24 protein-coding genes and 1 pseudogene are annotated in these 24,302 nt (G+C 61.0%); 5 read left to right on the top strand and 20 right to left on the bottom strand.

All coding sequences use genetic code 11. From position 1 onward, the window contains the following. Positions 1 to 220: 220 nt before the first annotated feature. From PDMSB3_RS27030 to PDMSB3_RS26985, 10 genes are all read right to left on the bottom strand, one after another. Positions 221 to 1,156, bottom strand: coding sequence for a choline ABC transporter substrate-binding protein (locus PDMSB3_RS27030; protein ID WP_165188300.1), 936 nt, complete (start codon positions 1,154 to 1,156; stop codon positions 221 to 223). A gap of 103 nt (positions 1,157 to 1,259) precedes the next feature. Then, positions 1,260 to 2,258 carry a GlxA family transcriptional regulator gene (locus PDMSB3_RS27025; RefSeq protein WP_165188298.1) on the bottom strand — a complete coding sequence of 333 codons (999 nt, stop codon included), beginning with the start codon at positions 2,256 to 2,258 and terminating at the stop codon, positions 1,260 to 1,262. Between the two features lie 7 nt (positions 2,259 to 2,265). Continuing rightward, a complete protein-coding gene (gene choW, locus PDMSB3_RS27020; protein ID WP_165188296.1) occupies positions 2,266 to 3,168 on the bottom strand; it encodes a choline ABC transporter permease subunit in 903 nt (300 codons plus the stop codon). Beyond that, complete coding sequence (locus PDMSB3_RS27015; protein ID WP_165188294.1) at positions 3,161 to 4,339, bottom strand: quaternary amine ABC transporter ATP-binding protein; 1,179 nt, start codon at positions 4,337 to 4,339, stop codon at positions 3,161 to 3,163. Before PDMSB3_RS27015 ends, choW begins: the two co-directional genes overlap by 8 nt. Positions 4,340 to 4,845: 506 nt before the next feature. Continuing rightward, on the bottom strand, positions 4,846 to 5,166 hold the full coding sequence (locus tag PDMSB3_RS27010; protein ID WP_165188292.1) for a hypothetical protein: 321 nt from the start codon (positions 5,164 to 5,166) through the stop codon (positions 4,846 to 4,848). Positions 5,167 to 5,212: 46 nt separating this feature from the next. After that, positions 5,213 to 6,109 (bottom strand): aspartyl/asparaginyl beta-hydroxylase domain-containing protein, encoded by an 897-nt coding sequence (locus PDMSB3_RS27005; RefSeq protein WP_165188290.1) that lies wholly within the window; start codon positions 6,107 to 6,109, stop codon positions 5,213 to 5,215. 113 nt (positions 6,110 to 6,222) lie between these two features. Beyond that, entirely contained in the window at positions 6,223 to 7,461 is a 1,239-nt protein-coding gene (locus PDMSB3_RS27000; protein ID WP_232064336.1) for a benzoate/H(+) symporter BenE family transporter, read from the bottom strand. 310 nt (positions 7,462 to 7,771) lie between these two features. Next, the gene (locus PDMSB3_RS26995; RefSeq protein ID WP_165188288.1) at positions 7,772 to 8,899 is read right to left on the bottom strand and encodes a VIT1/CCC1 transporter family protein; all 1,128 of its coding nucleotides are present in this window, start codon (positions 8,897 to 8,899) and stop codon (positions 7,772 to 7,774) included. A 142-nt stretch (positions 8,900 to 9,041) separates the two neighbouring features. Then, complete coding sequence (locus tag PDMSB3_RS26990; protein WP_165188287.1) at positions 9,042 to 10,337, bottom strand: MFS transporter; 1,296 nt, start codon at positions 10,335 to 10,337, stop codon at positions 9,042 to 9,044. A gap of 100 nt (positions 10,338 to 10,437) precedes the next feature. Continuing rightward, a complete protein-coding gene (locus PDMSB3_RS26985) occupies positions 10,438 to 11,544 on the bottom strand; it encodes a tartrate dehydrogenase (RefSeq protein ID WP_007177077.1) in 1,107 nt (368 codons plus the stop codon). Positions 11,545 to 11,659: 115 nt separating this feature from the next. On the opposite strand from PDMSB3_RS26985, the gene PDMSB3_RS26980 reads away from it, so the two are divergent. Further along, entirely contained in the window at positions 11,660 to 12,571 is a 912-nt protein-coding gene (locus PDMSB3_RS26980; protein ID WP_007177076.1) for a LysR family transcriptional regulator, read from the top strand. A 112-nt stretch (positions 12,572 to 12,683) separates the two neighbouring features. On the opposite strand, the gene PDMSB3_RS26975 is transcribed toward PDMSB3_RS26980, so the two are convergent. From PDMSB3_RS26975 to PDMSB3_RS26965, 3 genes and pseudogenes are all read right to left on the bottom strand, one after another. Further along, the gene (locus tag PDMSB3_RS26975; protein WP_007177075.1) at positions 12,684 to 12,998 is read right to left on the bottom strand and encodes a DUF4148 domain-containing protein; all 315 of its coding nucleotides are present in this window, start codon (positions 12,996 to 12,998) and stop codon (positions 12,684 to 12,686) included. Positions 12,999 to 13,177: 179 nt separating this feature from the next. Beyond that, positions 13,178 to 13,561: pseudogene (locus PDMSB3_RS26970) on the bottom strand (AMP-binding enzyme); the annotation flags it as partial. A 101-nt stretch (positions 13,562 to 13,662) separates the two neighbouring features. Then, positions 13,663 to 14,436 (bottom strand): SDR family oxidoreductase, encoded by a 774-nt coding sequence (locus tag PDMSB3_RS26965; RefSeq protein ID WP_165188285.1) that lies wholly within the window; start codon positions 14,434 to 14,436, stop codon positions 13,663 to 13,665. Positions 14,437 to 14,997: 561 nt separating this feature from the next. On the opposite strand from PDMSB3_RS26965, the gene PDMSB3_RS26960 reads away from it, so the two are divergent. After that, positions 14,998 to 15,357, top strand: a complete 360-nt coding sequence (locus tag PDMSB3_RS26960; RefSeq protein WP_165188283.1) for a BON domain-containing protein — start codon at positions 14,998 to 15,000, stop codon at positions 15,355 to 15,357. Between the two features lie 269 nt (positions 15,358 to 15,626). Here the strand turns inward: PDMSB3_RS26960 and PDMSB3_RS26955 are convergent, their stop codons facing one another. Then, complete coding sequence (locus PDMSB3_RS26955; protein ID WP_165188281.1) at positions 15,627 to 15,950, bottom strand: YXWGXW repeat-containing protein; 324 nt, start codon at positions 15,948 to 15,950, stop codon at positions 15,627 to 15,629. Between PDMSB3_RS26955 and PDMSB3_RS26950 the strand changes: the two genes are divergently transcribed. Further along, entirely contained in the window at positions 15,949 to 16,158 is a 210-nt protein-coding gene (locus PDMSB3_RS26950; RefSeq protein ID WP_035516596.1) for a hypothetical protein, read from the top strand. The two genes, PDMSB3_RS26955 and PDMSB3_RS26950, sit on opposite strands and share 2 nt — an antisense overlap. A 106-nt stretch (positions 16,159 to 16,264) precedes the next feature. Continuing rightward, complete coding sequence (locus PDMSB3_RS26945; protein ID WP_007177071.1) at positions 16,265 to 16,957, top strand: HAD family hydrolase; 693 nt, start codon at positions 16,265 to 16,267, stop codon at positions 16,955 to 16,957. Between the two features lie 23 nt (positions 16,958 to 16,980). Here the strand turns inward: PDMSB3_RS26945 and PDMSB3_RS26940 are convergent, their stop codons facing one another. Next, on the bottom strand, positions 16,981 to 17,373 hold the full coding sequence (locus PDMSB3_RS26940) for a carboxymuconolactone decarboxylase family protein (protein WP_007177070.1): 393 nt from the start codon (positions 17,371 to 17,373) through the stop codon (positions 16,981 to 16,983). Positions 17,374 to 17,681: 308 nt separating this feature from the next. Between PDMSB3_RS26940 and PDMSB3_RS26935 the strand changes: the two genes are divergently transcribed. Beyond that, positions 17,682 to 17,930 carry a hypothetical protein gene (locus PDMSB3_RS26935; RefSeq protein WP_007177069.1) on the top strand — a complete coding sequence of 83 codons (249 nt, stop codon included), beginning with the start codon at positions 17,682 to 17,684 and terminating at the stop codon, positions 17,928 to 17,930. An 84-nt stretch (positions 17,931 to 18,014) separates the two neighbouring features. On the opposite strand, the gene cyoD is transcribed toward PDMSB3_RS26935, so the two are convergent. The 5 genes from cyoD to PDMSB3_RS26910 form a co-directional block, all read right to left on the bottom strand. Beyond that, complete coding sequence (cyoD, locus tag PDMSB3_RS26930) at positions 18,015 to 18,347, bottom strand: cytochrome o ubiquinol oxidase subunit IV (protein WP_007177068.1); 333 nt, start codon at positions 18,345 to 18,347, stop codon at positions 18,015 to 18,017. After that, on the bottom strand, positions 18,348 to 18,953 hold the full coding sequence (gene cyoC / locus PDMSB3_RS26925) for a cytochrome o ubiquinol oxidase subunit III (protein WP_007177067.1): 606 nt from the start codon (positions 18,951 to 18,953) through the stop codon (positions 18,348 to 18,350). Continuing rightward, positions 18,953 to 20,941 (bottom strand): cytochrome o ubiquinol oxidase subunit I, encoded by a 1,989-nt coding sequence (gene cyoB, locus PDMSB3_RS26920; RefSeq protein WP_007177066.1) that lies wholly within the window; start codon positions 20,939 to 20,941, stop codon positions 18,953 to 18,955. The genes cyoC and cyoB overlap by 1 nt, the downstream gene beginning before the upstream one ends. A 3-nt stretch (positions 20,942 to 20,944) precedes the next feature. Further along, positions 20,945 to 21,838, bottom strand: a complete 894-nt coding sequence (cyoA, locus tag PDMSB3_RS26915; protein ID WP_007177065.1) for a ubiquinol oxidase subunit II — start codon at positions 21,836 to 21,838, stop codon at positions 20,945 to 20,947. Positions 21,839 to 22,208: 370 nt separating this feature from the next. Then, a complete protein-coding gene (locus tag PDMSB3_RS26910) occupies positions 22,209 to 23,765 on the bottom strand; it encodes an NADH-quinone oxidoreductase subunit M (RefSeq protein ID WP_007177064.1) in 1,557 nt (518 codons plus the stop codon). Positions 23,766 to 24,302 lie beyond the last annotated feature (537 nt).

Raw genomic sequence — 24,302 nt, 5'->3', positions numbered from 1 at the left:
CCATTCCCCGAATCCAACGCGAGTCGACAAACATCGACAAACCCCGTAGGAACACTGAACCGCAACCGTCAGACGACAAGGAACCGCAACGCGGAAATGACTGATCCGCCAGCAACCCACGAAACCGCCGGTCAAGGCCTGAATAGACAGCGGAGAAAAAAGGGCGACGTAAAAAGCATCCCAACGAATGCCCATCCGTCGCCCCATCCTCAACCCAACCTCACTTCCCCGCTACATAAGCCTTAACAGCCGGCAACCCATCCTTCCCGTCATAAGTCTTCACCCCCGCCAGCCACTTGTCGAGCACTGCCGGATTCGCCTTCAACCATTCGCGCGCGGCCTTATTCGGGTCGGTCTTGTTCATGATAGGCAGCATCACGTGATTCTCGATATCGGTCGTGAACTGCAGGTTCGACACCAGCTTCGCAACATTCGGACAGCGCGCCGAATAGTCGCTCGGCGTGACCGTCAGCACTTTGGCTTCGCCATAATTCGGCCCGAACACGTCGTCACCGCCGGACAGATAATCGAGCTTCATCTGCACGTTCATCGGATGCGGCTCCCAGCCGAGAAACACAATCGGTTTCTTCGCGCGAATCGCGCGGTTCACCTCAACCAGCATGCCCGCCTCGCTCGACTCCACCAGCTTGAATTTGCCGAGCCCGTACTGATTGGTGTCGATCATCTTCTTGATCAACGCATTGCCGTCGTTGCCCGGCTCGATTCCATAGATCTTGCCGTCGAGCTTGTCGTAGTTTTTAGCGATGTCGGAGAACGTCTTGATGCCGGACTGATACGCGTAATCCGGCACCGCCAGCGTGTATTTCGCGCCGGTCAGATTCGGCGTGGGCAGTACCGTGAGCTGGCCGGACTTCCTGAACGGATCGATCATCGGGTCCATGGTCGGCGACCAGTAGCCGAGGAACACGTCGATCTGCTTGCTCTTCACGCCCGCGAAGGTAATCGGCACCGAAGCGATCGTCTTGGTCGGCTTGTAGCCGAGCCCTTCGAGCACGGTCGACGCGAGCCCGGTGGTCGCCGCGATATCGGTCCAGCCCACATCGGCGAAGCGGACGTCGCGGCAGGCAGCAGGTTCCGCAGCGAAGACAGACGACACAGACAGCGCGCACAACGACGCAGCCCACAAACGTTTCATGGCGTTCCCTCAGGGTGATTGATGCTTGACTGGTGTTGATGAAGCGATTTGTTTTACGCCGCCCGGTTCGGGCGGCTTTTTATGCATTGCATGACACAGCGCATTACGCGGACAAACGCCGCTCGACGCTCGGCGCATGACCGAATTGCGCACGATAAGCCTTGCTGAAATGACACGGCGAATGAAAACCGCACACCGCCGTCACGCGCGCAATTGACGCATCCGTGTTGCGCAGCAGTTCGCGCGCGCGCCGCAAACGCAGCGTCAGGTAATAATGCGTCGGCGACACGTTCAGGAACATCTTGAACATGCGCTGTAAATGACGCTGCGACAGATGCACGAGCCGCGCGAGTTCATCGAGCGACAAAGGCTCCTCGATATTCGCTTCCATCAGCCGCACTACTTCGATCAACTCCGCGCGCGAGAAACCGACCCGTGCGTCGACGGGAATGTGCTGATAGTCAGTCGAACTACGGATCCGCTCGACGATAAACTGCTCGGACACCTGCGCTGCAACCGCATGGCCCAGCCGCAGGGCGACCAGGTTGAGCATCAGATCGAGCGGCGCGGTGCCTCCCGTGCAGGTCATGCGATCGCGGTCGATCACGAATAGTTCGTCGGCAAAACGCACATGCGGGTAGGTCTTGTGCAACGGCGACATGTCTTCCCAGTGCACGGTGCAGCGATAACCGTCGAGCAATCCAGCCGCCAGCAACGCGTACGGCCCCGTGCAGATACCACCGAGCGGAATGCCTTTTGCGGCGATGTCGCGCAGCAACGCAATCACCGTGTCGTCCACGTAATCGCGCACATGCCAGCCGGCGCAGACGATCAGCACGTCCGGCGTGCCGGCTTCGGCCAGCGTCGTGGTGGGTTTCACCGTGATACCGTTGCTCGCTCGCGCCGGCTCGCCGTCCGGCGTGATCACCGACCACCTGTAGTGCTGCGCGCGGCCCACGTAGTTGGCCATGCGCAGAACCTCGACCGCGCTGGTGAACGCGATCATCGAAAAGTTCGGCAGCGTGAGGAAGCCGAAGTGCGCGAGCCCGGACAGCGGCGAATCGGCTTGGGGCTCGACCGGCGTGATCGCGTCGCGCTTCATAGGCGGCTCAGCCGTGTTGCGCCGCCGGCTCGCGGCGCACTTTCATGATGCTGCGCAAGCCGGACAGCAACGGCGCGCGCGCCATGCCCGGCGACCGGCCGAAGCTCTCCGTGATGCGGTCCAGAATGATCGCGAGCATCACGACCGAAAGACCGCTCTCGAAGCCGAGCCCGATATCGAGCCGCTGAATACTCGCCAGCACGTCGTTGCCGAGACCGCCCGCGCCCACCATCGAAGCGATGATCACCATGGAAAGCGCCATCATGATGGTCTGGTTCACGCCGGTCATGATGGAAGGCAGCGCGTTCGGAAACTGCACCTTGTAGAGCAATTGCCACGGCGTGCAGCCAAATGCCTGCCCTGCTTCGACGATTTCCCGGTTCACGTGCTTGATACCGAGCGACGTGAGACGCACCGCCGGCGGCATGGCGAAAATCACGGTGGAAAGAATCCCCGGCACGCGGCCCAGCCCGAACAGCATGGCGGCCGGGATCAGATAGACAAACGCCGGCATGGTCTGCATCAGGTCGAGCACGGGGCGCACGATCATCTCGACGGTGCGGCTCTTCGCGGTCCAGATGCCGAGCGGCACGCCGAGCAGCAGGCTGATCAACGTGGAAGACAAGGTCAGGCCGAGCGTGATCACCATCTGATCCCAGAACCCGGTGCCGTAAATCAGCAGCATGGCGAGCAGCGTGAACAGCGCGAAACGCCAGCCCACCCGCCACAGCCCGATGCCGACAAAAAACGCCATGAGCGCCCACATCGGCACGGCCTGCAAACCGTGTTCGATCACCGCGGCAAAGCTCTCGATGACCTTACCGATGGAATCGAAAGTTTTTGCGTCGTGGTCGAGCAGGTAATGAACGCCGTGATCGACCCAGGCGCCAAGTGGAATGACTTCAGACATGGGAACTCCGATGGCGCGTAAGAACGTTCAGCACGTTCGTCTTGTTGACCGAACCACAGTAGGAGCCGTCGGCCTCGACAACCGGCAGCGGCGCGCGGCTCGCCACCACTCGTTCGACGACGTCGTCGAGCGGTGTGGTGCGGCGAATGCATTCGATCTGATTGAGCTGCGGCGAAGCGCTGCCCATTGCGTCGCGGCACACGAAACCGCGAATCTTGCGTTCGCTGTCGAGCACGAATGCGTAGTCGGCACTGCCGTTGAGCGTGGCGGCCACGCTCGACGCGTCGATCTGCGGCGAGTGCTGCATGAGCGGCACGGCGTCGGTCTGCATCAGATCGCTGGCGGTCAGATAGCGGCTCGTGTCGATGCCTTCGAAGAACGCGCGCACATAATCGTCGGCGGGATTGGTGATGATCTGCTGCGGCGTGCCGACCTGCACGACCCGGCCGCCTTCCATGATCGCGATACGGGTGCCGATGCGCATCGCCTCCTCCAGATCGTGCGACACGAACAGGATGGTGCGCTGCTGCTCGCGTTGCAGATCGAGCAGAACGTTCTGCATTTCCTTGCGCTTGAGCGGATCGAGTGCGGAGAACGCCTCGTCCATGATCATCAGCGACGGGTTGACCGCCAGCGCCCGTGCAAGACCCACGCGCTGCTGCATGCCGCCGGAGAGCTGCGCGGGCAGTTTCTCCGCGAACGGCGCGAGACCGACCTGTTCGAGCACCGTCATTGCGCGTTTTTCGCGTTCCTTGCGGCCTACGCCTGCCACTTCGAGGCCGAATGCCGCGTTGGACAGCACGGTTCGCTGCGGCATCAGCGCGAAGGACTGGAACACCATGCTCATGTCCTTACGGCGCAACGCCGTCAGTTCGGAGCGCGGTACGCTGGCCACGTCGCGGCCGTCGATCAGCACCTTGCCGGCCGTCGGTTCGACCAGCCGGTTGATCAGACGGATCAGCGTCGACTTGCCGGAACCCGACAGGCCCATCAAGACGAAGATCTCGCCTTCCTTGACTTCGAACGATACGTTGTGAACGCCGACAATCTGACCGGTGCGCGCAAACACTTCCTCTTTCGTTGCGCCACCAGCTAGCATGCCGATCGCCTGCTTCGGGTTGGTGCCGAACACTTTGCACAGCCCTTCGACCACGACCTTGGGGGAATTCATTGAATGCTCTCCTATGTCGACCGGAGTTGACGCTTTAGTTGTCGGCCGGAGTTCGCGCTTTAGCTGTCAATGCAAAACTCGCTACTCCGATCCCATGCAAAGCACTTACTCCAGTCCCATGCAAGATAGTTGCTGCGGTGGCGGACCTCCGTCCGCGCTGTGCATACATAGTTGCCAGAAAAAAGTACGCCTAGCCGACTATTTGCGACAAGCACATGAGGAAATACGACACCCGTCTCGGGCGGGCACCGGGCGGCTGCGGTCGGAGCCTTGCTGGGAAAGGGTTTGGAGGGTGTTCGGGAGTGGATTGACGCGTGTCGCGCCAGAGCAAGTAGAAGCGGCGCGGGGCGAAAAAAGTGTTCAGCGAGGCCGGCGACGGGAGTTGCGGCGGCGCACCAGACGCTGGCACCTCAACCGGTTAGCGTAAACCCCGAATCCGCACGATGGTCGGAAGGATAGTACGCCGCCCTTCCTTGGAGAACCAGGGTGTAACCGCCTGTGCAGCGCTAGTCGCCGTAGGGAACCGACCGGCGCTGTTCCCACCGCGACGATCTCGCGATGCTGAGTAACCAGTCAAGCGCCGCATAGCCGCGTTCCGTAACGGAGAGGGTTAGCCAGGCGCCCCCGGCGCATTGAACAGCCGGTTTGCGGACAGTATATTGCCGGCGCTCACATTGAATGAGTTCACGACGTAGCAACTCGGAAAATACTCCGGGCTGAAATGACACGTCCATATGGCGGCCGCAGGCCATGTGAAGACCTTCAAGCATATCCGCGTTGGTCGGGACAATGCGCCCTACGCTGCCTTGACTGGAGAGATTGAACATGGACAACTCAATGAAGATCGAGCGCCGGTTGCACAGACGCAAATACTTAGAACAGTTCCTTGCGAAGCGGAAAACGCTCGTTCATCACGCGCGAGCCAATATAGAACCTTTGCATCTCTTCACAATGCTCGACGAGTTCCTGCCGTCGAGTTAGTCGGGCGACCTTGGTCAGATTTTTATAGATATCACTGACCGGCGACTCGAAGCGCAGCTGAACCTTCGACAGATTGACCAGAATCTGCTCTGCGTCGTCTTTGTGATTGAAACGCTCCGCCAGCAGTTCGAGATGGTCATGCAAGTCCTCAGGGTCCAGCCTGGTACGTGCAACCAGTGCCGGCGCAACTGTTACGTCGTGGATCGAGAGATCCTTGAAGATCAACGAATAATGTGGATTTGGAATGTCCGCGTACTGAAAATCGAGGCTTAGAATCCGGCGATTGTTTGAGGTCAGATTTAACGCCGCATGAGGAACCGTCGATTCCAGAATCCAGATGTCACCTCTTCGCATCCGGAAGACCCCAAACTTTTCCTCGGTATGGTAGGAATCGATACAGGTTTCAAGGGGAATCAGAATGCGGACATAGCGGTCTTTCTCTTCTGACAGCTCCAGAAAATCGGTGTGCGGAATGACAAGACCATTGACGAGATTGCGTACGCGCGCCATTCGCATGTGTTCCACATCGAAATAGTTTTCGATGATCTGGCTGATGTACGAGGTCGCGGTTCCCACCTGGGTTCGAATGGCCGGATGGTCATAATCGGAATATTGGGTGTCGGTCCACTCGCCAGTTCTGTTCCAAAGCGAATGGTTGATCCATGTGCCCGAACTGAATTCATCGTACTGCTCCTTGATGACCGGCAACTCGGACAGTACTTTCAGATCCTTCTTGAGCAAAGCATTGTCGAACTGGATGCGACCCACAAGGCGAGTTTTTGTCACCATGTCTACAGCTCCTTTCGTAAAGTTCCAACACAATGTTCGTGTGATGTACCCGTTCCGTGATGCATTGATCAATTCGGCGGATTCGCCTCGCGTTGATAGTCTGGAAGACGCGTTCAGCAGATGTCCCGAAACCGGCTCAACTGGTTCTCGGCTCGTTGCCATCGGCCCGCTTCGCAGGCCTCCAGAGTGGCTTCTTCGACAAGACGAGCGAAAAAAACGACACCGGCGACGAGTCCCCACAAGGCCGACCCCAAGCCGAAGAACGACATGCCGGAAACCGTGACCACGAACGTAATGACAGAGGATTCGCGATCGGCCTCGGCAGCGACCGACGATGAGAGACTTGTGACGAGCGTTCCGAGCAGCGCCAGACCCGCCAGGGTACTGGTGAGCCCCTCGGGCAGCCGCGCGAAGAGCGCGATGACGGAAGCCCCAAACGTGCCGACGCAGAGGTAACCGACGCCACAGACCACACCGGAGATATATCTGCGCTGGGGATTCTCGTGGCATTCCGGGCTCGCGCACATGGCCCCGACGATTGCCGCAGGGTTGATGCCGGAGTTGCCGAACAAGGCAAGAGGAATGGACATCAGTCCGCTGGCGCCGACGACCGATTTGGGCGATATGTCATAACCCGCGTTACGAAGAATATGGATCGAGGTTGCGTATTGGGTCAGGGCGAGCAGAAGCAACGGCAGGCCGAGTCCGACGAGTGCCTCGACAGAAAAGCTTGGGAGGGTGAATTCGGGCTTGACGATGGTCAGGTCGAGCCCTTGGGCGGTGAAGTTCGTGCCCGGCAGAGCCAGGATGACGCCTGTCAGCAGCGCAAGCGCGACGGCGTAACGCGGGATGAAGCGCCGACAGGCGACGTACGCGACTACCACAGGCAGCACAACGGCGGGCGTGGATTGGAGCGAGCGGAAGATCCCCGCGCAAAACTCGAAGAGCACGCCAGCAATCATGGCAGACAGAAGATGTGCGGGCAGATGCTGGATCAGTCTGCCGAACAGACCCGACAAGCCAAGAATTGCGATGATGACTGTCACTACCAGATAACAGCCGATCACCTCGCTGAATGGATAGTGAGCAAGTCCGGTAATCAGCAGTGCCACGCCGGGTGTGGACCACGCGCCGATGACCGGCATTCTGTGCCGCAGGCTAAGCCAGAGACCTAATAAGCCGGCACCGATGGAAACCGCCCAGATCCAGGTTGACAGCAGACTGTGCGAGAGATGCCCGGCCTGCGCCGCTTGCACGACGATCAACACCGGCCCGCTGTATGTTGCTACGAGCGCGATGCCCCCTGCGATGGCGGCGGACGCGGAGAAATCCGCGCGCATTCTGGAAAACATCGTGTGTATCTCCGATGGACCGGGAGAACTCGGTCGGCTAGGTCGCAAGATCAGCGTGTTCGAGACGCTGAGAGCACTCTTGGACGTATGCTATTCGCACGGCCAACGGAAGGGATTGGGATTGGTCTATTTATGCGGGAGGAAACTTCCGATGCGCGAACGTGGCGAACGGATAGAGGCTTCCGGTTAGAACGCCCGATGCAGGCTCGCCGGAAAAAAGCTGACTGTTACCCTGGGTGTTACCTTTGTAGAAGGGTTCAGGAAAGACCTCGAAACGGCCGTGCCGCACGCGCGAAGCAGCGTTCGGCCGTCACGAAACCGACACCCCCAACAGACGCCCCACGCCGAACGTAAACGCAGCCGCGATCAATCCGATCACGACTTGCCGCAACGCTGAAAATGCGGCGCTGCGTCCGTTAAAGAGCGACGTGAACACGCCGATCGACGCAAGCGCCAGCATGCTGAGCACCACGCATTGCACGATCGCGTTGTAGTCGCGAGTCCACAGAAACGGCATCACCGGGAAAATCGCGCCCAGCGAAAAGAGGCAGAACGACACGCCCGCAGCGGACCAGGGATTGCCGCCCAGTTCCGCGGGATCGAGTCCGAGTTCTTCGCGCGTCAGGGTGTCGAGCGCTTTATTCGGGTCGCGCATCATTTGCGAGGCGACCCGCTTGGCCTCGTTCGCGTCGAGACCCTTGGCGCGATAGATCAGCGCGAGTTCGTGCTCTTCGGCCTCCGGCGTCTCTTCGATCTCCTGGGCCTCTTTTGCGATCTGCGTGCGGGCGAGTTCGCGGGCGTTGGTCACCGAGAGCCATTCGCCCAGCGCCATCGAGCACGCGCCGGCAATGAGCCCCGCAAGGCCCGTCAGCAGAATCGCCTTGTTGCCGGTTCCCGCGCCGGCCACGCCCATGATCAGACAGAAGTTCGAGACGAGGCCGTCGTTGGCGCCGAGCACGGCGGCGCGCAGATCGTTGCCCGCCCCCACGCCCTTGTGCCACTGCTCGGCGGCGGCGATGCGCGCGCCTTGCGACAGGTTCGCGTCGCCGCCATGCGCCAGCGTGCGGACAATGGCGGCGTGATGCTGCTCGTCGGCCGACATGCGGCCTGCGTCCGGCTGCCCCTCGTATTTGTTGCGATCGGCGTATTCCGCCGCAGCGAGCGTGGGCAGCACGAAACTCGCGCCGAACAGGCGGACCAGGGCTTTCATGAGGCGCGTTTTTACGGCGTGACCGGCGCCCTTCGGCTCAAGCCCATTGGCCCGCAGTTTGTCGGCCCAGACCTGCGCATGATCGCGCTCGGACCTTGCGAGGTCGCCGTACACCTGCTTGCGCGTGTCGTCTTTCTCGGCCTCGGCGAGTGTTTCGTATAACGCGGCGCTGTGCAGTTCATCGGAGAGATTGGTTTTATATCGTTTTATTTCCTGTCGGGATGCCATGATCGTGTGCCTGGGTTTCGAGTCGCTGGCGAAAGCGTAATCGATTCAGGCACGAAAAACATCAAAGCCCTAAAGCCTGTCTTGAGCGAGAACAGCAACGCTTCTCATCAACATTCGATCATCAACGTTCGAGCATGCCGGATCATTGCGCCGCGGGCGCGGTCCGATACCCTCGCCGCCCCACTGCCAACGCCAGCACAGCCGAAACCGCGAGGCTCGCCGCCACCACATAGAGCCCGGCGGCATATCCGCCCGTCACGCTCTTCAGCCAGCCGATCGCGAACGGGCCGACGAAGCCGCCCAGATTGCCGAGCGAGTTGATCATGGCAATGCCGGCAGCGGCCCCCGCGCCCGACAGAAAGGTGCTCGGCATCGCCCACAACGGCGCCTTGGCCGCGCTGATGCCCACGTTCACCACGACCAGCGCCAGCACGACGCCAACCGCCGTGTCCGCGACACCAGCCCAGCCGAGCCCGAGTGCCGCCGCCACGCACGGAATCACCACATGCCAGGTGCGCTCGCCGCGACGGTCCGAATGACGCGCCCACACCACCATGCCGATGACCGCCAGCACGCTCGGAATGGCGTTCAACGCACCGGTGCCGAGCGCGCTGAAACCGTACTGGCGAATGATGAGCGGCGCCCACAAGCCAAGCGTGTAGAGTCCCGCGGATGTGCCGAAATAGATCATCGACATGATCCAGATACGCGGGTCGCGCAACGCGGCGAGCGCGCCGGCGGCATGGCCCGCGTGCGCTTCGCGCCCCATCCGTTCTTCGCGCAAGGTGGCGATGAGCCAGGCCTTTTCATCGGCGGCAAGCCAGGTGGCTTTGTCCGGGGAATCGGTGAGCGCCTTCAATACCGCAAAGCCGAGCAGGACGGCGGGAATCGCCTCGACGATGAAAAGCCACTGCCAGTCCTTCAAGCCGAACAAGGCGGGCATCTGCATGATCGCGCCGGAAATGGGCGAGCCGATCGCCGTCGACAAAGGCGCGGCCGCCATGAACGCGGCGGCCGCGACGGCGCGCTGGCGGGCGGGAAACCACTGGCTCAGGTAAAGGATGATGCCGGGGAAGAACCCGGCTTCGGCTACGCCCAGCAGAAAGCGCAGCGTATAGAACGAGGTCGGCCCGGAAACGAATGCCGAGGCCGCCGATACCAGGCCCCATGTCACCATCACGCGCGCAATCCAGATGCGCGCGCCGACCTTGTTGAGGATGAGATTCGACGGCACCTCGAACAGAAAATAGCCGAGGAAGAAAATGCCGCCGCCGAGCCCGAACATGGTCGGCGTGAGGCCGAGATCCTTGTTCATGGTGATGGCCGCAAAGCCGACGTTCACGCGGTCGAGAAAGCTGACGAAGTAAAGCAGCATCACAAAAGGCAAAATGCGCCAGGTCAGCTTGCGAACCACACGGGCCTGCAATTCATCGTTCATACCTGTCTCCACTCGATCTCTGCAAGATGCAGTGACATCGCCCGTGACGTATCGGTCCGGGCGTTATGTTTATGTTTCTGTGCGATGGAGGCGAGCCGCCTCAGGCAGCCTTGACGCTGGCTACCGGTACGGCCGGCGAGCCGGCCGCGAGGAGCGCGCAAACGGCGTCAGTCACCTGCGCGGTCGTGGCCGTGCCGCCCAGGTCGCCCGTATGCAGCGACGGGTCCGCGGTAACGCGCTCGATGGCCGCCATCAGTTGCCGCGCGGCGGCGGGCTCGCCGAGGTGGTCCAGCATCATCACCACCGACCAGAAGGTGCCGACCGGATTCGCGAGGCCTTTGCCCATGATGTCGAAGGCGGAGCCGTGAATCGGCTCGAACATGGACGGATAGCGGCGCTCGGGGTCGAGATTGGCGGTCGGCGCAATGCCGAGACTGCCGGCCAGCGCCGCGGCCAGATCGCTGAGGATGTCGGCGTGCAGGTTGGTCGCGACGATCGTGTCGAGCGTGGCGGGCCGGTTGACCATGCGTGCGGTGGCGGCGTCGACCAGTTCCTTGTCCCAACGAACGTCCGGAAACTCCTTCGAGACCTGCACCGCGATCTCGTCCCACATGACCATGGCGTGGCGCTGCGCGTTGCTCTTGGTGATCACGGTCAGCAGTTTGCGCGGCCGCGACTGCGCAAGCCGGAACGCAAAACGCAGAATGCGCTCGACACCGGCGCGCGTCATCATCGAGACGTCGGTGGCGACTTCGATCGGATGGCCCTGGTGAACGCGGCCGCCCACCCCGGCATATTCGCCCTCCGAGTTTTCGCGCACGATCACCCAGTCGAGATCCTGCGGTCCGCAGCGCTTCAACGGCGCGTCGATGCCCGGCAGGATGCGCGTGGGCCGCACGTTCGCATACTGATCGAAGCCCTGGCAGATTTTCAGGCGCAATCCCCACAGCGTGACGTGATCGGGAATATGCGGGTCGCCCGCCGAGCCGAACAGGATTGCGTCCTGATGGCGAATCGCGTCCAATCCGTCGGCCGGCATCATCACGCCGTGCTCGCGGTAATAGTCGCCGCCCCAATCGAAATTCTCGAACTCGAAGCCGAAGGCGTCGCTGCGCGCGGCGATGGCTTCCAGCACGCGCCGGCCTGCGGGCACGACTTCCTTGCCGATGCCGTCGCCGGGAATGGTTGCGATGCGATAGGTCTTCATTGAGCGTCTCCATGATGTTGTGAAAGCATGGATCGCATCGTAGAACGGCCACGGCCCGTCAATACGCTGCTAGACTCAAAGCATCCTTAACTCAAGGTTAACAATAAGCCGCTTCATGACCGCGTCGATACAGCCGGACGACTTCGCCTTTTTCTCCACGCTTGCCGCGAGCGGCAGCCTGACAGCGGCCGCGCGCGAACTCGGCCTGAGCACGGCGGCCGTAAGCAAACATCTGGCGCAGATGGAATCGCGCGCGGGCGTCTCGCTCGTCAACCGCACGACGCGGCGCATGAGCCTCACGCCCGAAGGCGATCTGTATCTGACGCGCGCGCGGCGCATCCTGAACGACATGGACGACCTCGCCCAGTTGCTCGGCGGCTCGCAGGCGGCACCCAAAGGCCTGCTGCGCGTCAACGCGACACTCGGTTTCGGGCGCAGCCACGTGGCGCCGCTGATCTCGACATTCGTGCGGCGCTTTCCCGAAGTCGACGTGCAATTGCAACTGTCAGTCGACCCGCCGCCGCTCAGCGACGACGCCTTCGACGTGTGCGTGCGTTTCGGCGAGCCGCCGGATGCCCGCGTGATCGCGCGCCGGGTCGCGTCGAACCGGCGCCTGCTGTGCGCCTCGCCGCGGTATCTCGCGCAGCGGCGCGCGCCGCGCAGCCCGGCGGAATTGGCGCAACACAACTGCATCGGCATTCGCCAGGGCGGCGACGGTTACGGCCTCTGGCGTCTGACGAGCGGACGCGGCGCGGCGGAAAAGACCGAGACCGTGCGCGTGCGGGGCAACCTGACCACCAATGACGGCGAAATCGCGGTGAAATGGGCTCTGGACGGCCACGGCATTCTGATGCGCGCCGAATGGGATATCGCGGAGTATCTCGCCGATGGCCGGCTCGTCCACGTCATGCCCGACTACCGCACGCCGGGTGCGGATATCTACGCAGTGTACCCGCAGCAGTTACAGATGACCGCGCGCGTCAAGGCGTTCGTCGATATGCTGATCGAGACGCTTGGCGGGCGTTGAATGGGTTTGGCTGAGTCGCGCTGCAACGTTCACGGACGCGAGTGCGCGCGGCCCGGCGATGCGTACCGGTAGCCGCGCGAAGCTCAGTCACGCCGAGCGGCATTCCTCACGATTACTGGCTCGCACCTGCTCCAACGCCGGCCTTCTTCTCCGCTTTCTGCAACTTGTCCGGATAGTTCGGGTCGTTCTGGCCCGGCTGATAACCTGCGTCTTCGAGCTTCTTCAGTTCGGCATTCTTTTTGGCGCGCGCTTGCTTGCGTGCCGCTTTGCGCTCGGCTTTGGTGGGTTTTGCGCCGCTCGCCGCGGCGGGCGCCGCCGTAGCCGCGGCGCCGCTGGCGTCCTGGGCCGCGGCAAGCGGAATGCTGCCTGCCACCAGGGCGGTGACGGCGAGTCCGAGCATGATCTGTTTAATGGCAAAGCTCTTCATTTTCAAAATCCCCTCTCGAAAGTTGGCAATAGCCTCGAAGCCTGTCTGCAAGCCTTTGTTCACGACAGCGAGCCGCACAGTATTCAGTGCGGACTCGCGGGTAGAGCTTACATGCAAACGATTAAAAGAGTATTTTCAGCGCCCCGAACGGGTGTGTTACGTTGTCGAGCAGACGAACGTCACGAACCGGCCGTGCGCGCCGCGTACTCTTCCTGCAATTTCCGCCACAAAATCTTGCCGCTGCCCGACTTCGGCAGCGACTCGACAAACTCGACGATGCGCGGCGCCTTGTACGACGCCATCTGCTCATGCGCCCCGTCGACGATCTCCTTCGCAGTAATCGTGCCTGCGTGCGCCGCAGCGGGCACCACCAGCGCCTTCACGGTCTCGCCGCGCTTCCCGTCCTTCACGCCGATCACGCACACTTCATGGATAGCCGGATGCCGGTACATCAGCGCTTCGACTTCGGCCAGCCACACCTTGTAGCCGGACGCGTTGATCATGCGTTTCAGGCGATCGGTCATGAAAAAATAACCGTCTTCGTCGATATGTCCCAGATCGCCGGGGCCGGATGTAACGGCCCAGGCGCGGGCGCCGCCCGATCACATCCTGCCACGGCGTAACGCCGGCAATCCTGAACGTCTTGCGCGGGGACGCGACGAATTCAGGCGATGATTGCGCCGCCATCCACGGCGAAATCCTGACCGGTGACGTGGCGCGACGCCTCGCTCGCAAGAAACACGATCGGGCCTTTGAGATCTTCGTCACCACCGAGACGCTGCAACGGCGTGCGCGAGACGATCGCATCTTCGAGTTTGCCGAGCAGACCGGCCGACATCTTCGAAGGGAAAAAGCCCGGGCAGATTGCATTGACGTTGATGTTGTACTTGCCCCATTCCGCGGCCAGCGCGCGCGTGAAATTGATCGCGGCGGCCTTCGACGTGTTGTACGCAATCGTGTTCATGCCGGGCGGCGATCCCTTCAACCCCGCCACCGAAGCGATATTCACGATCTTGCCCGCGCGCCGCGGGATCATGCTGCGCTTGCCGACTTCGCGAGCGAGAAAGAACGGTGCGTTGACGTTCAGGTTCATGACCTTGTGCCACGCTTCGTCGGGATAGTCTTCGGCGGGTGCGCCCCACGTCGCGCCCGCGTTGTTGACCAGAATATCGATGTGCTCATGGGCACCCAGCACTTCATCCACGAGGCCGGGAATGCCCTCGAAGCGCTGCAGGTCGTTGACCACCGTTTGCACTTCAATGCCGCGTTGTTGCAGATGCGTTTTCGCTTCAGCGAGTTCGTCGACCTTGCGCGCGGTAATGGCGACGCGACAGCCCATTTCGCCGAGAGCCTCGGCCATTTGCAGACCGAGTCCGCGCGAGCCTCCGGTGATAAGTGCAACCTTGCCGTCCAGTTGAAACAGATCCTTCACAGACATTGTCTCGCTCCTCCAGATTGTTCTGCTGTGCAGATTTGTAGACCACCTTGGGCACCCATCATACGTGCCGGAATTCAGCCTGTAAATAAAAGCACGATCATTCGTTTTCGTTATAAACTGGCACGTATCGTCGTCAGGCGAAGCATGGGGAATTACCCGGATGCCACGCTTTTCAGCCACGTCGTGCTGATGCGTTGAGTCGTGTTTTTCCCCTAAGCATCGAGCGATTCGACGCATTGCGCTCGATATCGTGATTGCGTGAATGCGGTCGCGGCAAAAGCTATCGTGCGCGGATCTGCAGCGCGAAACGCGGAACATCCTTGATGCACGTGATTGACGGCAGAGCCGCAACGGTTATCGGATCCGCTGCTAACGCGGCGCTCCAGCCAGTTTTTCCAACATGAGCCCGTGCGCTGGAGTATTGTTTAAGCGCGCCGGGAGCGTCGCAGCATGACTCTTCTACAAGACAGGGGTGCTCCTCGTGGGCGGAAAGTGCTCGCAAGCGCGTGGGTCTTTTTGCATGCAACGAAGCGACATCAACTTTTCGAGGATGGAGAAAACGTGAAAACAGTCAATCTTTTAAAGGCGCTCGGCATCGCATTGTATGTAGCAACCGCGTCCAGCGTCTATGCGCAGTCGAGCGACGCGACGACGTCCGGCGGCACGTCGGCGCCCAGTGCCAAAACAGTAAAAAAAGCGGACCGCTCGCTGGGTTTGCAAGTGCGCAAGGCTCTGTCGAAAGCGCAGGGTTTTGACGTGTCGAACGTGTTTGTCCGGGCTCGCGGCGGCGTGGTAACGCTGAGTGGATCGGTGCCCGACGGCGCGCAGATTCCGCAGGCGGAGGAAGTGGCGAAGAACGTGACCGGCGTGAAGTCGGTGAATAACAAACTGACGATTGGGACGCAAGGCGGCGGAGGTTAGGCGCCTGCGCTTTCACCGGCGACTGACCGGGTGACGACAGGCGGCGCCGCTCGTCGCTCAATGAGAGCGTGAGGTGCTGCCTGTCGTCCTGGCATTTGAAACTCGCCGCTTCATTTCATCCCGTGCGAAGCGGGTTCATCCACGGCATCTGCCCGATACCCGATGCGCAATGGCCGTTCATCGCCGGCAGCATTATCACAGGCGTTTAGCGATCCGCCTCAGTGTGAAGCGCAACGCGTCGAAGAACGTTGGGCACAGCAGCGTTCAGGTCATGCCCAATGGCCGTCGATCCAACGCCAGTTGGGCCCGATCTGCATCCAGTGTCCAGGCACCCAGTGATACCCGGCGCGCATCGGCATCCAGTGGCCGCCCACCCAGACATAATGGCCTTGATCCCAATGCCAGCGGCCTTGGTCCCACACATAGCCGACGCGCGGGGCCGGCACGACTTCGACGCGCGACGGCGGCGGCGCCATCGGCGCGACGATCACCGCCTGCGCGAAAGCCGGCGCAGCCGTGAGCGTGGCGGCGGCGCACGTCAGCGCGACGGCCAGCGTGGAAGTGAGAAGGCGAACTGGTTTGGTGAATGTCATGCTGGTTTCTCCCATCAAAAGCCGAAGCCAGAAGCGGCTTCGTTTCTTCTTGAACGCAGCGGCGGGAAAAATCCGTCGCTACGCGTTGTTGAAAAATTCGAAAGGGAAGAAGGATGCGCGAAAAACCGCGCTGAGACGCGAGACGCAGGGTCGCAGCCGTTCGCGCGTTGCCATGCGGCGTCAGCAGAATGACGGGTACGAGAGCTGAGATTGCGGCATTGGCGCGAGGGTCACCAACACTGTCCTTGCGCTACGGCGCACTAGCCGGTGAGGTATCCTTGCCGGTTTCCCGACCTCTATCCGCACCTGCCCCGATGGCCGATTTCCCCTTCGACGCCGTACTCTTCGACTGCGACGGCGTGCTCGTCGACTCCGAACCCATCACCAACCGCGTGCTCACTGAAATGCTCGGCGAGCTCGGCTGGCAGTTGAACGTGGCGGAGACGATGCGTATTTTCGTCGGCAAGGCCGTCAGGGACGAAGCCGCGCTGATCGAAGCACGCACCGGTTTCGCCATCACGACAGATTGGCTCATGCAGTTTCGCGCGCGCCGGAATGCGGCGCTGGATGTCGAGCTGAGTGCGATTTCCGGCGCGCCGTCGGCAGTGCGCGAGTTGCATGCGTTGCTCAACGGACGCATCGCGGTCGCATCCGGCGCCGACCGCATCAAGGTCGAATTGCAGCTCGTGAAAGCCGGGATTTTCGACTGCTTCGAAGGACGTATCTTCAGCGGCCACGAAATGCCCCGCAGCAAACCCTATCCCGATGTCTACCTCGCCGCGGCCGCAGGTCTTGGTGTGGACCCGGCACGCTGTGCCGTGGTCGAGGATACCGTCACCGGCGCAACGGCGGGCGTTGCCGCGGGCGCCACGGTGTTCGGCTATTGCCCGGTCGAGCTCGGCCACAGCAGCACGACCGCGTTGCACGGCGCGGGTGTCGTGCATGTGTTCAGGGACATGGCCGAGCTACCCGCCCTGCTCGCGGAATGGCGCGGTGTGTCGACCTGACCGCGCGAGCTGACTGCGTGCGGCTACTCGAAAGCCGGATCGATCGGCACGCGGTAGCCGACCGCGAGCCGGTTTGTTTCGTTGGCCATGCCCACTACCGCGAGCAATTCGCCGAACATCTCGTCGGTCATGCCGGCGCGGCGTGCCGCCGCCGTATGGCTGGCCACACAGTACCCGCAGTTGTTCGTCACGCTTACCGCAACATAGAGCAACTCCTTGACGAGCGGATCGAGCGCGCCAGGCGCCATCACATCTTTCAGACTGTCCCACGTGCGCGCAAGTGTGGGCGGATGCTGGGCAATGTACTTCCAGAAGTTGTTGACGTCGTCGACCTGACGGGTCTGCTTGATATCGTCGTATACGGCTTTGACTTCCGGCGACGCCGCGGAATACTCGACGGCTTTGAGCTGGCTCATGGGTTCTCCTTACCTTGCAGACGGGAATCGGCGAACTGTGCGCGCGGAGCGCACGGTTCATGGTGGCGGTCTATTGTGCCGTGATTTTCAGCGCGCTTCACGCCTGCATGACGGGCTAGAGAATGTCGGTGATTTGCCGACACCGGCCTGCGGCCAGTTGGCCGGCCTCCATCACACTTGTCGGTCGATTCCGCGGAGAAGCATGCGCCACGCAGCTTTACGGCCGGTGGCATGGTGTGTGCAATCGATCGGTTTGAGTGCGGCAATCTCCGCTCTCCTCGATCCACTCACTCCGTTGGAGATCCACCATGAAAACGCTCGTCCTCAAAGACCTGGCCCGTATCGACGAACTCGACCGTGCGGCGTCGCTATCCATTCGCGGCGGCATTGCCTGCCTGACACGCGAAACGCCTTCCGCCTGCCCTGGCGGACTGGAGCCCGTGCTCGTGCGGCGCGGCTGGAATCCTTGTCCGCCGGTTCATTCCGGTTGCGGACCGGTCTACTTCCCGTTCGGCAAGCTGCCGTCGCACGCGGAGCCGACCGTGGTGCCGCTGTAATGCGCCGGCACGACCAGCAAAAAGCAGGAAGCCCCGCAAGACTTCGCCTTGCGGGGCTTCGTTACGACCGCTCAGGTTGCCGGTCTAGCGGGACATCATGTGCATGCTGACGTTGTGCATGACCCACAACGTGCCGCCGATCACGATGATCGCGGTCAGCAGCGTGAAGGCAAACGCCATCACATTCCAGCGCTGCTCGGACGACGTATTCATGTGCAGGAAGAAAACCAGGTGCACGACGATCTGTACGAGCGCGAGGCCCGCAATCGCGAACAACGCGTGCTCGCCCGTCAACTTCCCTGTCATGACGAGGCCGAAAGCCGCCACGGTCAGAACGACGGAGAGAATGAAACCCACCGTATAGCTGCCGAGACTGCCGTGACTTTCGCCTGCGTGTGCGTTATGGCTATGGTCCATTTAGATTACGCTCGCAAGATAGACGAAGGTGAAGACGCCGATCCACACGACGTCCAGAAAATGCCAGAAAAGGCTCAGGCACGTCAGGCGAATCATGTCGCGTTCGGTCAGATCGCGATGACGCATCACCTGGACGGCGAGCACCACCATCCAGATCAGGCCGCACGTAACGTGCAAACCGTGCGTGCCGACCAGCGTGAAGAACGACGACAGGAACGCGCTACGGCCAGGGCCGGCACCTTCGGCGATAAGGTGCGAGAACTCGCGCATTTCCAGCGTCAGAAACGCGAGGCCGAGCAGGAACGTCACGGCGAGCCAGAACAGCAGCACGCCCTTCCTGTTCTTGTGCGCGCCCAGCATCGCGAAACCGTACGTAATGCTGCTCAGCAGCAGCATCGTCGTTTCGAGCGCGACGCCGGGAATCTCGAAGAGATCCTTACCGCTCGGGCCCCCGGCGAACTGGTGGCCCATCACCGCGAACACGGCGAACAGCGCTGCGAAGATGACGCAATCGGTCATCAGATACAGCCAGAAACCGAATACCGAATGCGACGGCACGTGATCCGGCGCGAGATGCGGCTGGACCGCAATAGTCTTCTGTAACATCAGTCCACCTCCAACGCGACCTGGGCACCCGTGCCGCTGTGCTTCTCTTCAATCAGCGCGACCGTGTCGGCCGGGATGTAATAGCCCTCGTTTTTCATGAAGCTATAAACGATCACCGTGCCGATCGCACCGACGAGACCGACGATGGCCAGCCACCAGATGTGCCAGACACCGGCAAAGCCGAGCACCAGCGAGAACAGACCCACCAGCAGACCCGCCGACGTGTTCGACGGCATGTGAATGTCGCGATACACCGGTTGTGCCGGCTTATCCTTGCGCGACTTCATATCGCCGAACGCATCCAGCTTGCGCACCGTCGGGATGATCGCGAAGTTGTACACCGGCGGCGGCGAACTCGTCGCCCATTCCAGCGTATTAGCATTCCACGGGTCGCCCGTGAGGTCGCGATTCTGCGGCAGATTGCGGTCACGGATACTCACGTACAGCTGCGCCAGCTGGCAGGCGATACCGATAGCGATCAGGACTGCGCCGACCGCGGCGAAGACCAGCCACGGATGCCATGCCGGATTGTCGTAGTGATTCAGACGGCGCGTCATGCCCATGAAGCCGAGCACATACAGCGGCACGAACGCGACATAGAAGCCGATCTGCCAGAACCAGAACGCCGCCTTGCCGAGTTTTTCATTCAGCTTGAAACCGAACACCTTCGGGAACCAGTAGTTGAAGCCGGCCAGATAGCCGAACAGCACACCACCAATGATCACGTTGTGGAAGTGGGCGATCAGGAACAGGCTGTTGTGCAGCACGAAGTCCGCGCCTGGAATCGCCATCATCACGCCGGTCATGCCGCCGATCGTGAACGTGATCATGAAACCGATCGTCCACAGGATCGGCGTGGTGAATTCCAGACGGCCCTTGTAGATCGTAAACAGCCAGTTGAACACTTTCACGCCGGTCGGAATCGCAATCACCATCGTCGCGATGCCGAAGAACGCATTCACATCCGCGCCCGAACCCATCGTGAAGAAGTGATGCAGCCAGACGAGGAACGACAGCACCATGATCGCGCAGGTCGCCCACACCATCGTCTTGTAGCCGAACAGCGGCTTTTTGGCGAAGGTCGCCACGACTTCCGAGAAGATACCGAACGCCGGCAGGATCAGGATGTACACCTCGGGGTGACCCCATGCCCAGATCAGGTTCAAGTACAGCATGGCGTTGCCGCCGGCGTCGTTCGTGAAGAAGTGCATGCCCAGATAGCGGTCCAGACCCAACAGCGCAAGCGTGACGGTCAGGATCGGGAACGACGCCATGATCAGCACGTTGGTGCACAGCGTGGTCCACGTGAACACCGGCATCTTCATGAACGTCATGCCCGGCGCGCGCATCTTCACGATCGTCACGAAGAAGTTCACACCCGTCAGCAAGGTGCCGATACCGGAGAGTTGCAGACTCCACAGGTAATAGTCGACCCCGACGCCCGGACTGAACTGCAGTTCGGAGAGCGGCGGATAAGCCAGCCAGCCGGTTTGCGCGAATTCACCGATCACCAGCGAAACGTTGATCAGGATCGCGCTGACCGCGGTCATCCAGAAGCTCAACGAGTTGATGAACGGGAACGCGACGTCACGTGCGCCGATCTGCAGCGGCACGATGATGTTCATCAGGCCGATCATGAAGGTCATCGCCATGAAGAAAATCATGATGACGCCGTGTGCCGTAAACACCTGATCGTAATGATGCGGCGGCAGATAGCCCGGGTTGATATAGGCCAGCGCCAGTTGCAGGCGCATCATGATCGCATCGGAGAAGCCGCGCAGCAGCATGATCAGCGCCACGATGATGTACATGATGCCGAGCCGCTTGTGGTCGACGGAAGTCAGCCACTCCGTCCACAGATAGCGCCATTTGCCGAGATAGGTGACCGTGCCGAGCACGGCCAGCCCGACGAGCGCCATGAAGATGCCCGCGCCCACGATGATTGGCTCGTGATACGGAATCGCATCGAGCGTAAGTTTTCCGAACATGCGTTACCCCTTAGGCCCACAGTTAGCGTCCTTCATGTTGTCGAGGACGTTACCGTTGTTATATCGGGCAATGATGTTGTGAAAGAGCTTCGGATCGACCGTCGAGAAGTAGCGCACCGGCTCCTTCTCGGTCGGCGCGGATACCGTGTGGTAACGGTCCATGCTGAGGTTGTCCGACGAAGCGCGCACTTTCGCAACCCACGCGTTGAACTCTTCCGGCGAAGTGGCGAGCGCGCGGAACTTCATGTCCGAGAAACCCTTGCCGCTGAAATTCGCCGCAGTGCCCGCGTAGTCACCGGCTTCGTCCGCGATCAGATGCAGACGCGTCTGCATGCCTGCCATCGCGTAGATCTGGCCGCCGAGTTGCGGGATGAAGAACGAGTTCATCACCGTGTCCGACGTGATCACGAAGTTCACCGGCGTGCCGACCGGGAACGCCAGTTGGTTCACCGACGCAATGCCGAGGTCCGGATAGATGAAGAGCCATTTCCAGTCGAGCGCGACGACTTCGACGTTGATCGGCTTCACCTGCGACTCGAGCGGCTTGTACGGATCGAGCTCGTGCGTGGTTTTCCACGTCAGCACGGCAAGGAACAGAATGATCAGCGTCGGAATCGTCCAGATGGCGATTTCGACACCGGTCGAATGCACCCAGCCCGGACGGTACTCCGCGCTTTTGTTCGACGCGCGGTAACGCCACGCGAACAGCAGCGTGAGCGCGATCACCGGAACGACCACGATCAGCATGGCCCAGGTGGACGTGGCAATCAGCTCACGTTCCGCCAGACCCACACTCCCCTTCGGATTCAGAATATCGAGGTTGCTGCAACCCGAGAGCAGCAACGCGAGGCTGGCGGAAAGGAAACTTGTCGACCCTCGCAGAGTCTTTCCTTTCATAACCATTGCCTCTCATTTACGACTTCAACAAACGTCATTCGACCGGTCTCCCAATAGTAAGCGCTCGCATAATAGTGGGACGATTTGCCGCGATAAACCCTCGTTTCTGCAACGATCTATTGCGCCGCAATACAGTGCGACACGTTGCCGCACGCCTGCGCGCAGATGCGCGCCTGCCATGCTCCATTGCGGAGCATCGGGGGAATCGGAAAATCACAACGTCCCTTCAAACAGGCACTAAAATGCGGCGCGACCTGAGTGATCGCGCCGCATCGGGTGCATGCAAAGAGACTTGAACGCGGAAGAAAAAACGTGTTGGCGAAGCAGCATTCGCGAGGCGAATGCTGCAACTGCGCAGTATCCCGTTCGATCAGCCCGGCGAGCGGGTTCTCACGGCCACGAGCGCGGGCGCCGCGGCCTGCAGATGTTCGCCGCCTTCGGCCGGTGCAGTGTCAGAAGGATGAACCGGGCGCTCCGATTGAGCCAGCAGCGTGCCGACCGACGGATCGATCGCATCGGTGAACGGCTTCGGATCGATGCCGATGGCGAGCACCAGCAACGCCATCGCGCCGAGCAGCACGAACTCACGCTTGCCGAGATCCTTGAGGTTCGCCACGCGCGCGTTCGCAATCGCACCGAAGATCACGCGCTTGTACATCCACAACGTGTAGGCCGCGCTCAGAATCAAGGTGGAAGCGGCGATTGCGCCGATCCAGAAATTGAAGCGGATCGTGCCCATCAGCACCATGAATTCACCGACAAAACCCGAGGTGCCAGGCAGGCCGATGTTGGCCATGGAGAACAGCATCACGAACGCGGCGAAACGCGGCATGGTGTTGGCAACGCCGCCGTATTCGGCGATCGATGCAGTCTTCGTGCGGTCGTAGAGCATACCCGTGCACAGCAGCATGGCGCCGGACACCACGCCGTACGACAGCATCTGCACGATCGCGCCGGCCTGGCCGATACGGTTGAAGACGAACAGGCCGAGCGTCACGAGACCCATGTGCGCGACCGTCGAATACGCGAGCAGGCGGCGCATGTCGGTCTGCACGAGTGCCAGCAGGCTCGCGTAGATCACCGCGACCAGCGAGAGCGTGATCATCATCGGCGCGAAGAAGTGGCTTGCCTGCGGCGCGATCGGCAACGCGAAACGCAGCAGACCGTAGCCGCCCAGCTTCAGCATGCCGATCATCACGGCAGCCCCGGTCGGGCCGTCGAGGTGAACGTCGGGCAGCCACGTGTGCAGCGGCCACATCGGCACCTTCACGCCGAAGGCCGCGAGGAAACCGAGGAAGATCAGAACCTGCGGCCAGGTGCCGAGGTGCGTCTCACGCCACAGCGCGAGGTCGAAGCTGTGCGTCTGGCTGTACAGGTACAGCATGGACATCAGCATCATCAGCGAGCCGAGGAACGACACGAAGAAGAACTTCACCGCCGCATACGTGCGGTTCGTTTGCCCCCAGGTCCCGATCAACAGATAGAGCGGAATCAACGTCGCTTCGAACGAGATGAAGAACAGCATGCCGTCGAGCGACGCGAAAACGCCCTGCATGAAGCCCGACAGCATCAGGAACGCGCCGAAGTACTGCGCGGTCCGCTCCGTGATCGACTCCCACGAGGCCACCACGATGATGATCGTGGTGAGCGCGGTCAACGCGACGAGCCACAGTGAGATCCCATCCACGCCCACATGCCAGGCGATATCGAACGTGGGCGACCACCTGACGTTCTCGACGAACTGCATCGACGTGACGTCGTTGCGGAAATTCGACACCAGCGGAATCACCGGCAGGAAACCCGCAACCGCGCCGGCCAGCGCGAGCCACCGGGTGCGGCTACGTGCCGCGTCGGATCCGGCGCGCAAAACAACCAGGCCGGCGACAATGGGAATCCAGATAAGAAGGCTAAGAAGAGGCAATGGCATGTGCTCTGTCAAAAACTTGAAGTACAAAACGCCGCGTCAACGCCTTCAGAATGCAAGGCATTGAAATGGATATGTAGGCTTGGTTTCGCTGAAATGGACGTCGAAGCGGTGGTGTCCGCTACACGTTTACCCGCAGTCGAATGACCGAGGGTGGGAGATTACCAAGATAAGAATACTTTTGCAGCGCAACACTGCTGAAACGCCGTTGACAACGCAGTATTGCCGCGCGCGGCCTTGCGAAATGAATAAAAATGTGCAGATGCACAAAGCCATTGACGCGCCTGGCCGAAGGCGAATTTGCGCGAAAAAGCATGCAATTGAGATGCTGTTATTGAATTTTGCGTGAGCACTTCAGGACGCGTTTCAAGCCGGGGTAGAAAATGCCGAAGCGCGGAACGTCGAGGGTATGAATTTCGAAGGTTCAGCGAAAATTTTTACCCGTTCGCGGACAAAAAAATTTTTGATCGGCCGCGCCGATTTCAATCCCGCACACGGCGCCAGAGAAGACCGGCGACCGAATGGCCGCGTCATTTCACG

The sequence above is a fragment of the Paraburkholderia dioscoreae genome (assembly GCF_902459535.1).
Classification (GTDB): Bacteria; Pseudomonadota; Gammaproteobacteria; order Burkholderiales; family Burkholderiaceae; genus Paraburkholderia; species Paraburkholderia dioscoreae.
The sequence above is the reverse complement of the archived record's forward strand: the minus strand, read 5'-3'. Positions and strand labels throughout refer to the sequence as shown.

Excerpts from the sequence above, each read along its gene's own strand:
- PDMSB3_RS27030 (WP_165188300.1), bottom strand. The coding sequence starts at position 1,156 with ATGAAACGTTTGTGGGCTGCGTCGTTGTGCGCGCTGTCTGTGTCGTCT.
- PDMSB3_RS27025 (WP_165188298.1), bottom strand. The coding sequence starts at position 2,258 with ATGAAGCGCGACGCGATCACGCCGGTCGAGCCCCAAGCCGATTCGCCG.
- choW (WP_165188296.1), bottom strand. The coding sequence starts at position 3,168 with ATGTCTGAAGTCATTCCACTTGGCGCCTGGGTCGATCACGGCGTTCAT.
- PDMSB3_RS27015 (WP_165188294.1), bottom strand. The coding sequence starts at position 4,339 with ATGAATTCCCCCAAGGTCGTGGTCGAAGGGCTGTGCAAAGTGTTCGGC.
- PDMSB3_RS27010 (WP_165188292.1), bottom strand. The coding sequence starts at position 5,166 with ATGTTCAATCTCTCCAGTCAAGGCAGCGTAGGGCGCATTGTCCCGACC.
- PDMSB3_RS27005 (WP_165188290.1), bottom strand. The coding sequence starts at position 6,109 with ATGGTGACAAAAACTCGCCTTGTGGGTCGCATCCAGTTCGACAATGCT.
- PDMSB3_RS27000 (WP_232064336.1), bottom strand. The coding sequence starts at position 7,461 with ATGTTTTCCAGAATGCGCGCGGATTTCTCCGCGTCCGCCGCCATCGCA.
- PDMSB3_RS26995 (WP_165188288.1), bottom strand. The coding sequence starts at position 8,899 with ATGGCATCCCGACAGGAAATAAAACGATATAAAACCAATCTCTCCGAT.
- PDMSB3_RS26990 (WP_165188287.1), bottom strand. The coding sequence starts at position 10,337 with ATGAACGATGAATTGCAGGCCCGTGTGGTTCGCAAGCTGACCTGGCGC.
- PDMSB3_RS26985 (WP_007177077.1), bottom strand. The coding sequence starts at position 11,544 with ATGAAGACCTATCGCATCGCAACCATTCCCGGCGACGGCATCGGCAAG.
- PDMSB3_RS26980 (WP_007177076.1), top strand. The coding sequence starts at position 11,660 with ATGACCGCGTCGATACAGCCGGACGACTTCGCCTTTTTCTCCACGCTT.
- PDMSB3_RS26975 (WP_007177075.1), bottom strand. The coding sequence starts at position 12,998 with ATGAAGAGCTTTGCCATTAAACAGATCATGCTCGGACTCGCCGTCACC.
- PDMSB3_RS26965 (WP_165188285.1), bottom strand. The coding sequence starts at position 14,436 with ATGTCTGTGAAGGATCTGTTTCAACTGGACGGCAAGGTTGCACTTATC.
- PDMSB3_RS26950 (WP_035516596.1), top strand. The coding sequence starts at position 15,949 with ATGCTGGTTTCTCCCATCAAAAGCCGAAGCCAGAAGCGGCTTCGTTTC.
- PDMSB3_RS26955 (WP_165188281.1), bottom strand. The coding sequence starts at position 15,950 with ATGACATTCACCAAACCAGTTCGCCTTCTCACTTCCACGCTGGCCGTC.
- PDMSB3_RS26945 (WP_007177071.1), top strand. The coding sequence starts at position 16,265 with ATGGCCGATTTCCCCTTCGACGCCGTACTCTTCGACTGCGACGGCGTG.
- PDMSB3_RS26940 (WP_007177070.1), bottom strand. The coding sequence starts at position 17,373 with ATGAGCCAGCTCAAAGCCGTCGAGTATTCCGCGGCGTCGCCGGAAGTC.
- PDMSB3_RS26935 (WP_007177069.1), top strand. The coding sequence starts at position 17,682 with ATGAAAACGCTCGTCCTCAAAGACCTGGCCCGTATCGACGAACTCGAC.
- cyoD (WP_007177068.1), bottom strand. The coding sequence starts at position 18,347 with ATGGACCATAGCCATAACGCACACGCAGGCGAAAGTCACGGCAGTCTC.
- cyoC (WP_007177067.1), bottom strand. The coding sequence starts at position 18,953 with ATGTTACAGAAGACTATTGCGGTCCAGCCGCATCTCGCGCCGGATCAC.
- cyoB (WP_007177066.1), bottom strand. The coding sequence starts at position 20,941 with ATGTTCGGAAAACTTACGCTCGATGCGATTCCGTATCACGAGCCAATC.
- cyoA (WP_007177065.1), bottom strand. The coding sequence starts at position 21,838 with ATGAAAGGAAAGACTCTGCGAGGGTCGACAAGTTTCCTTTCCGCCAGC.
- PDMSB3_RS26910 (WP_007177064.1), bottom strand. The coding sequence starts at position 23,765 with ATGCCATTGCCTCTTCTTAGCCTTCTTATCTGGATTCCCATTGTCGCC.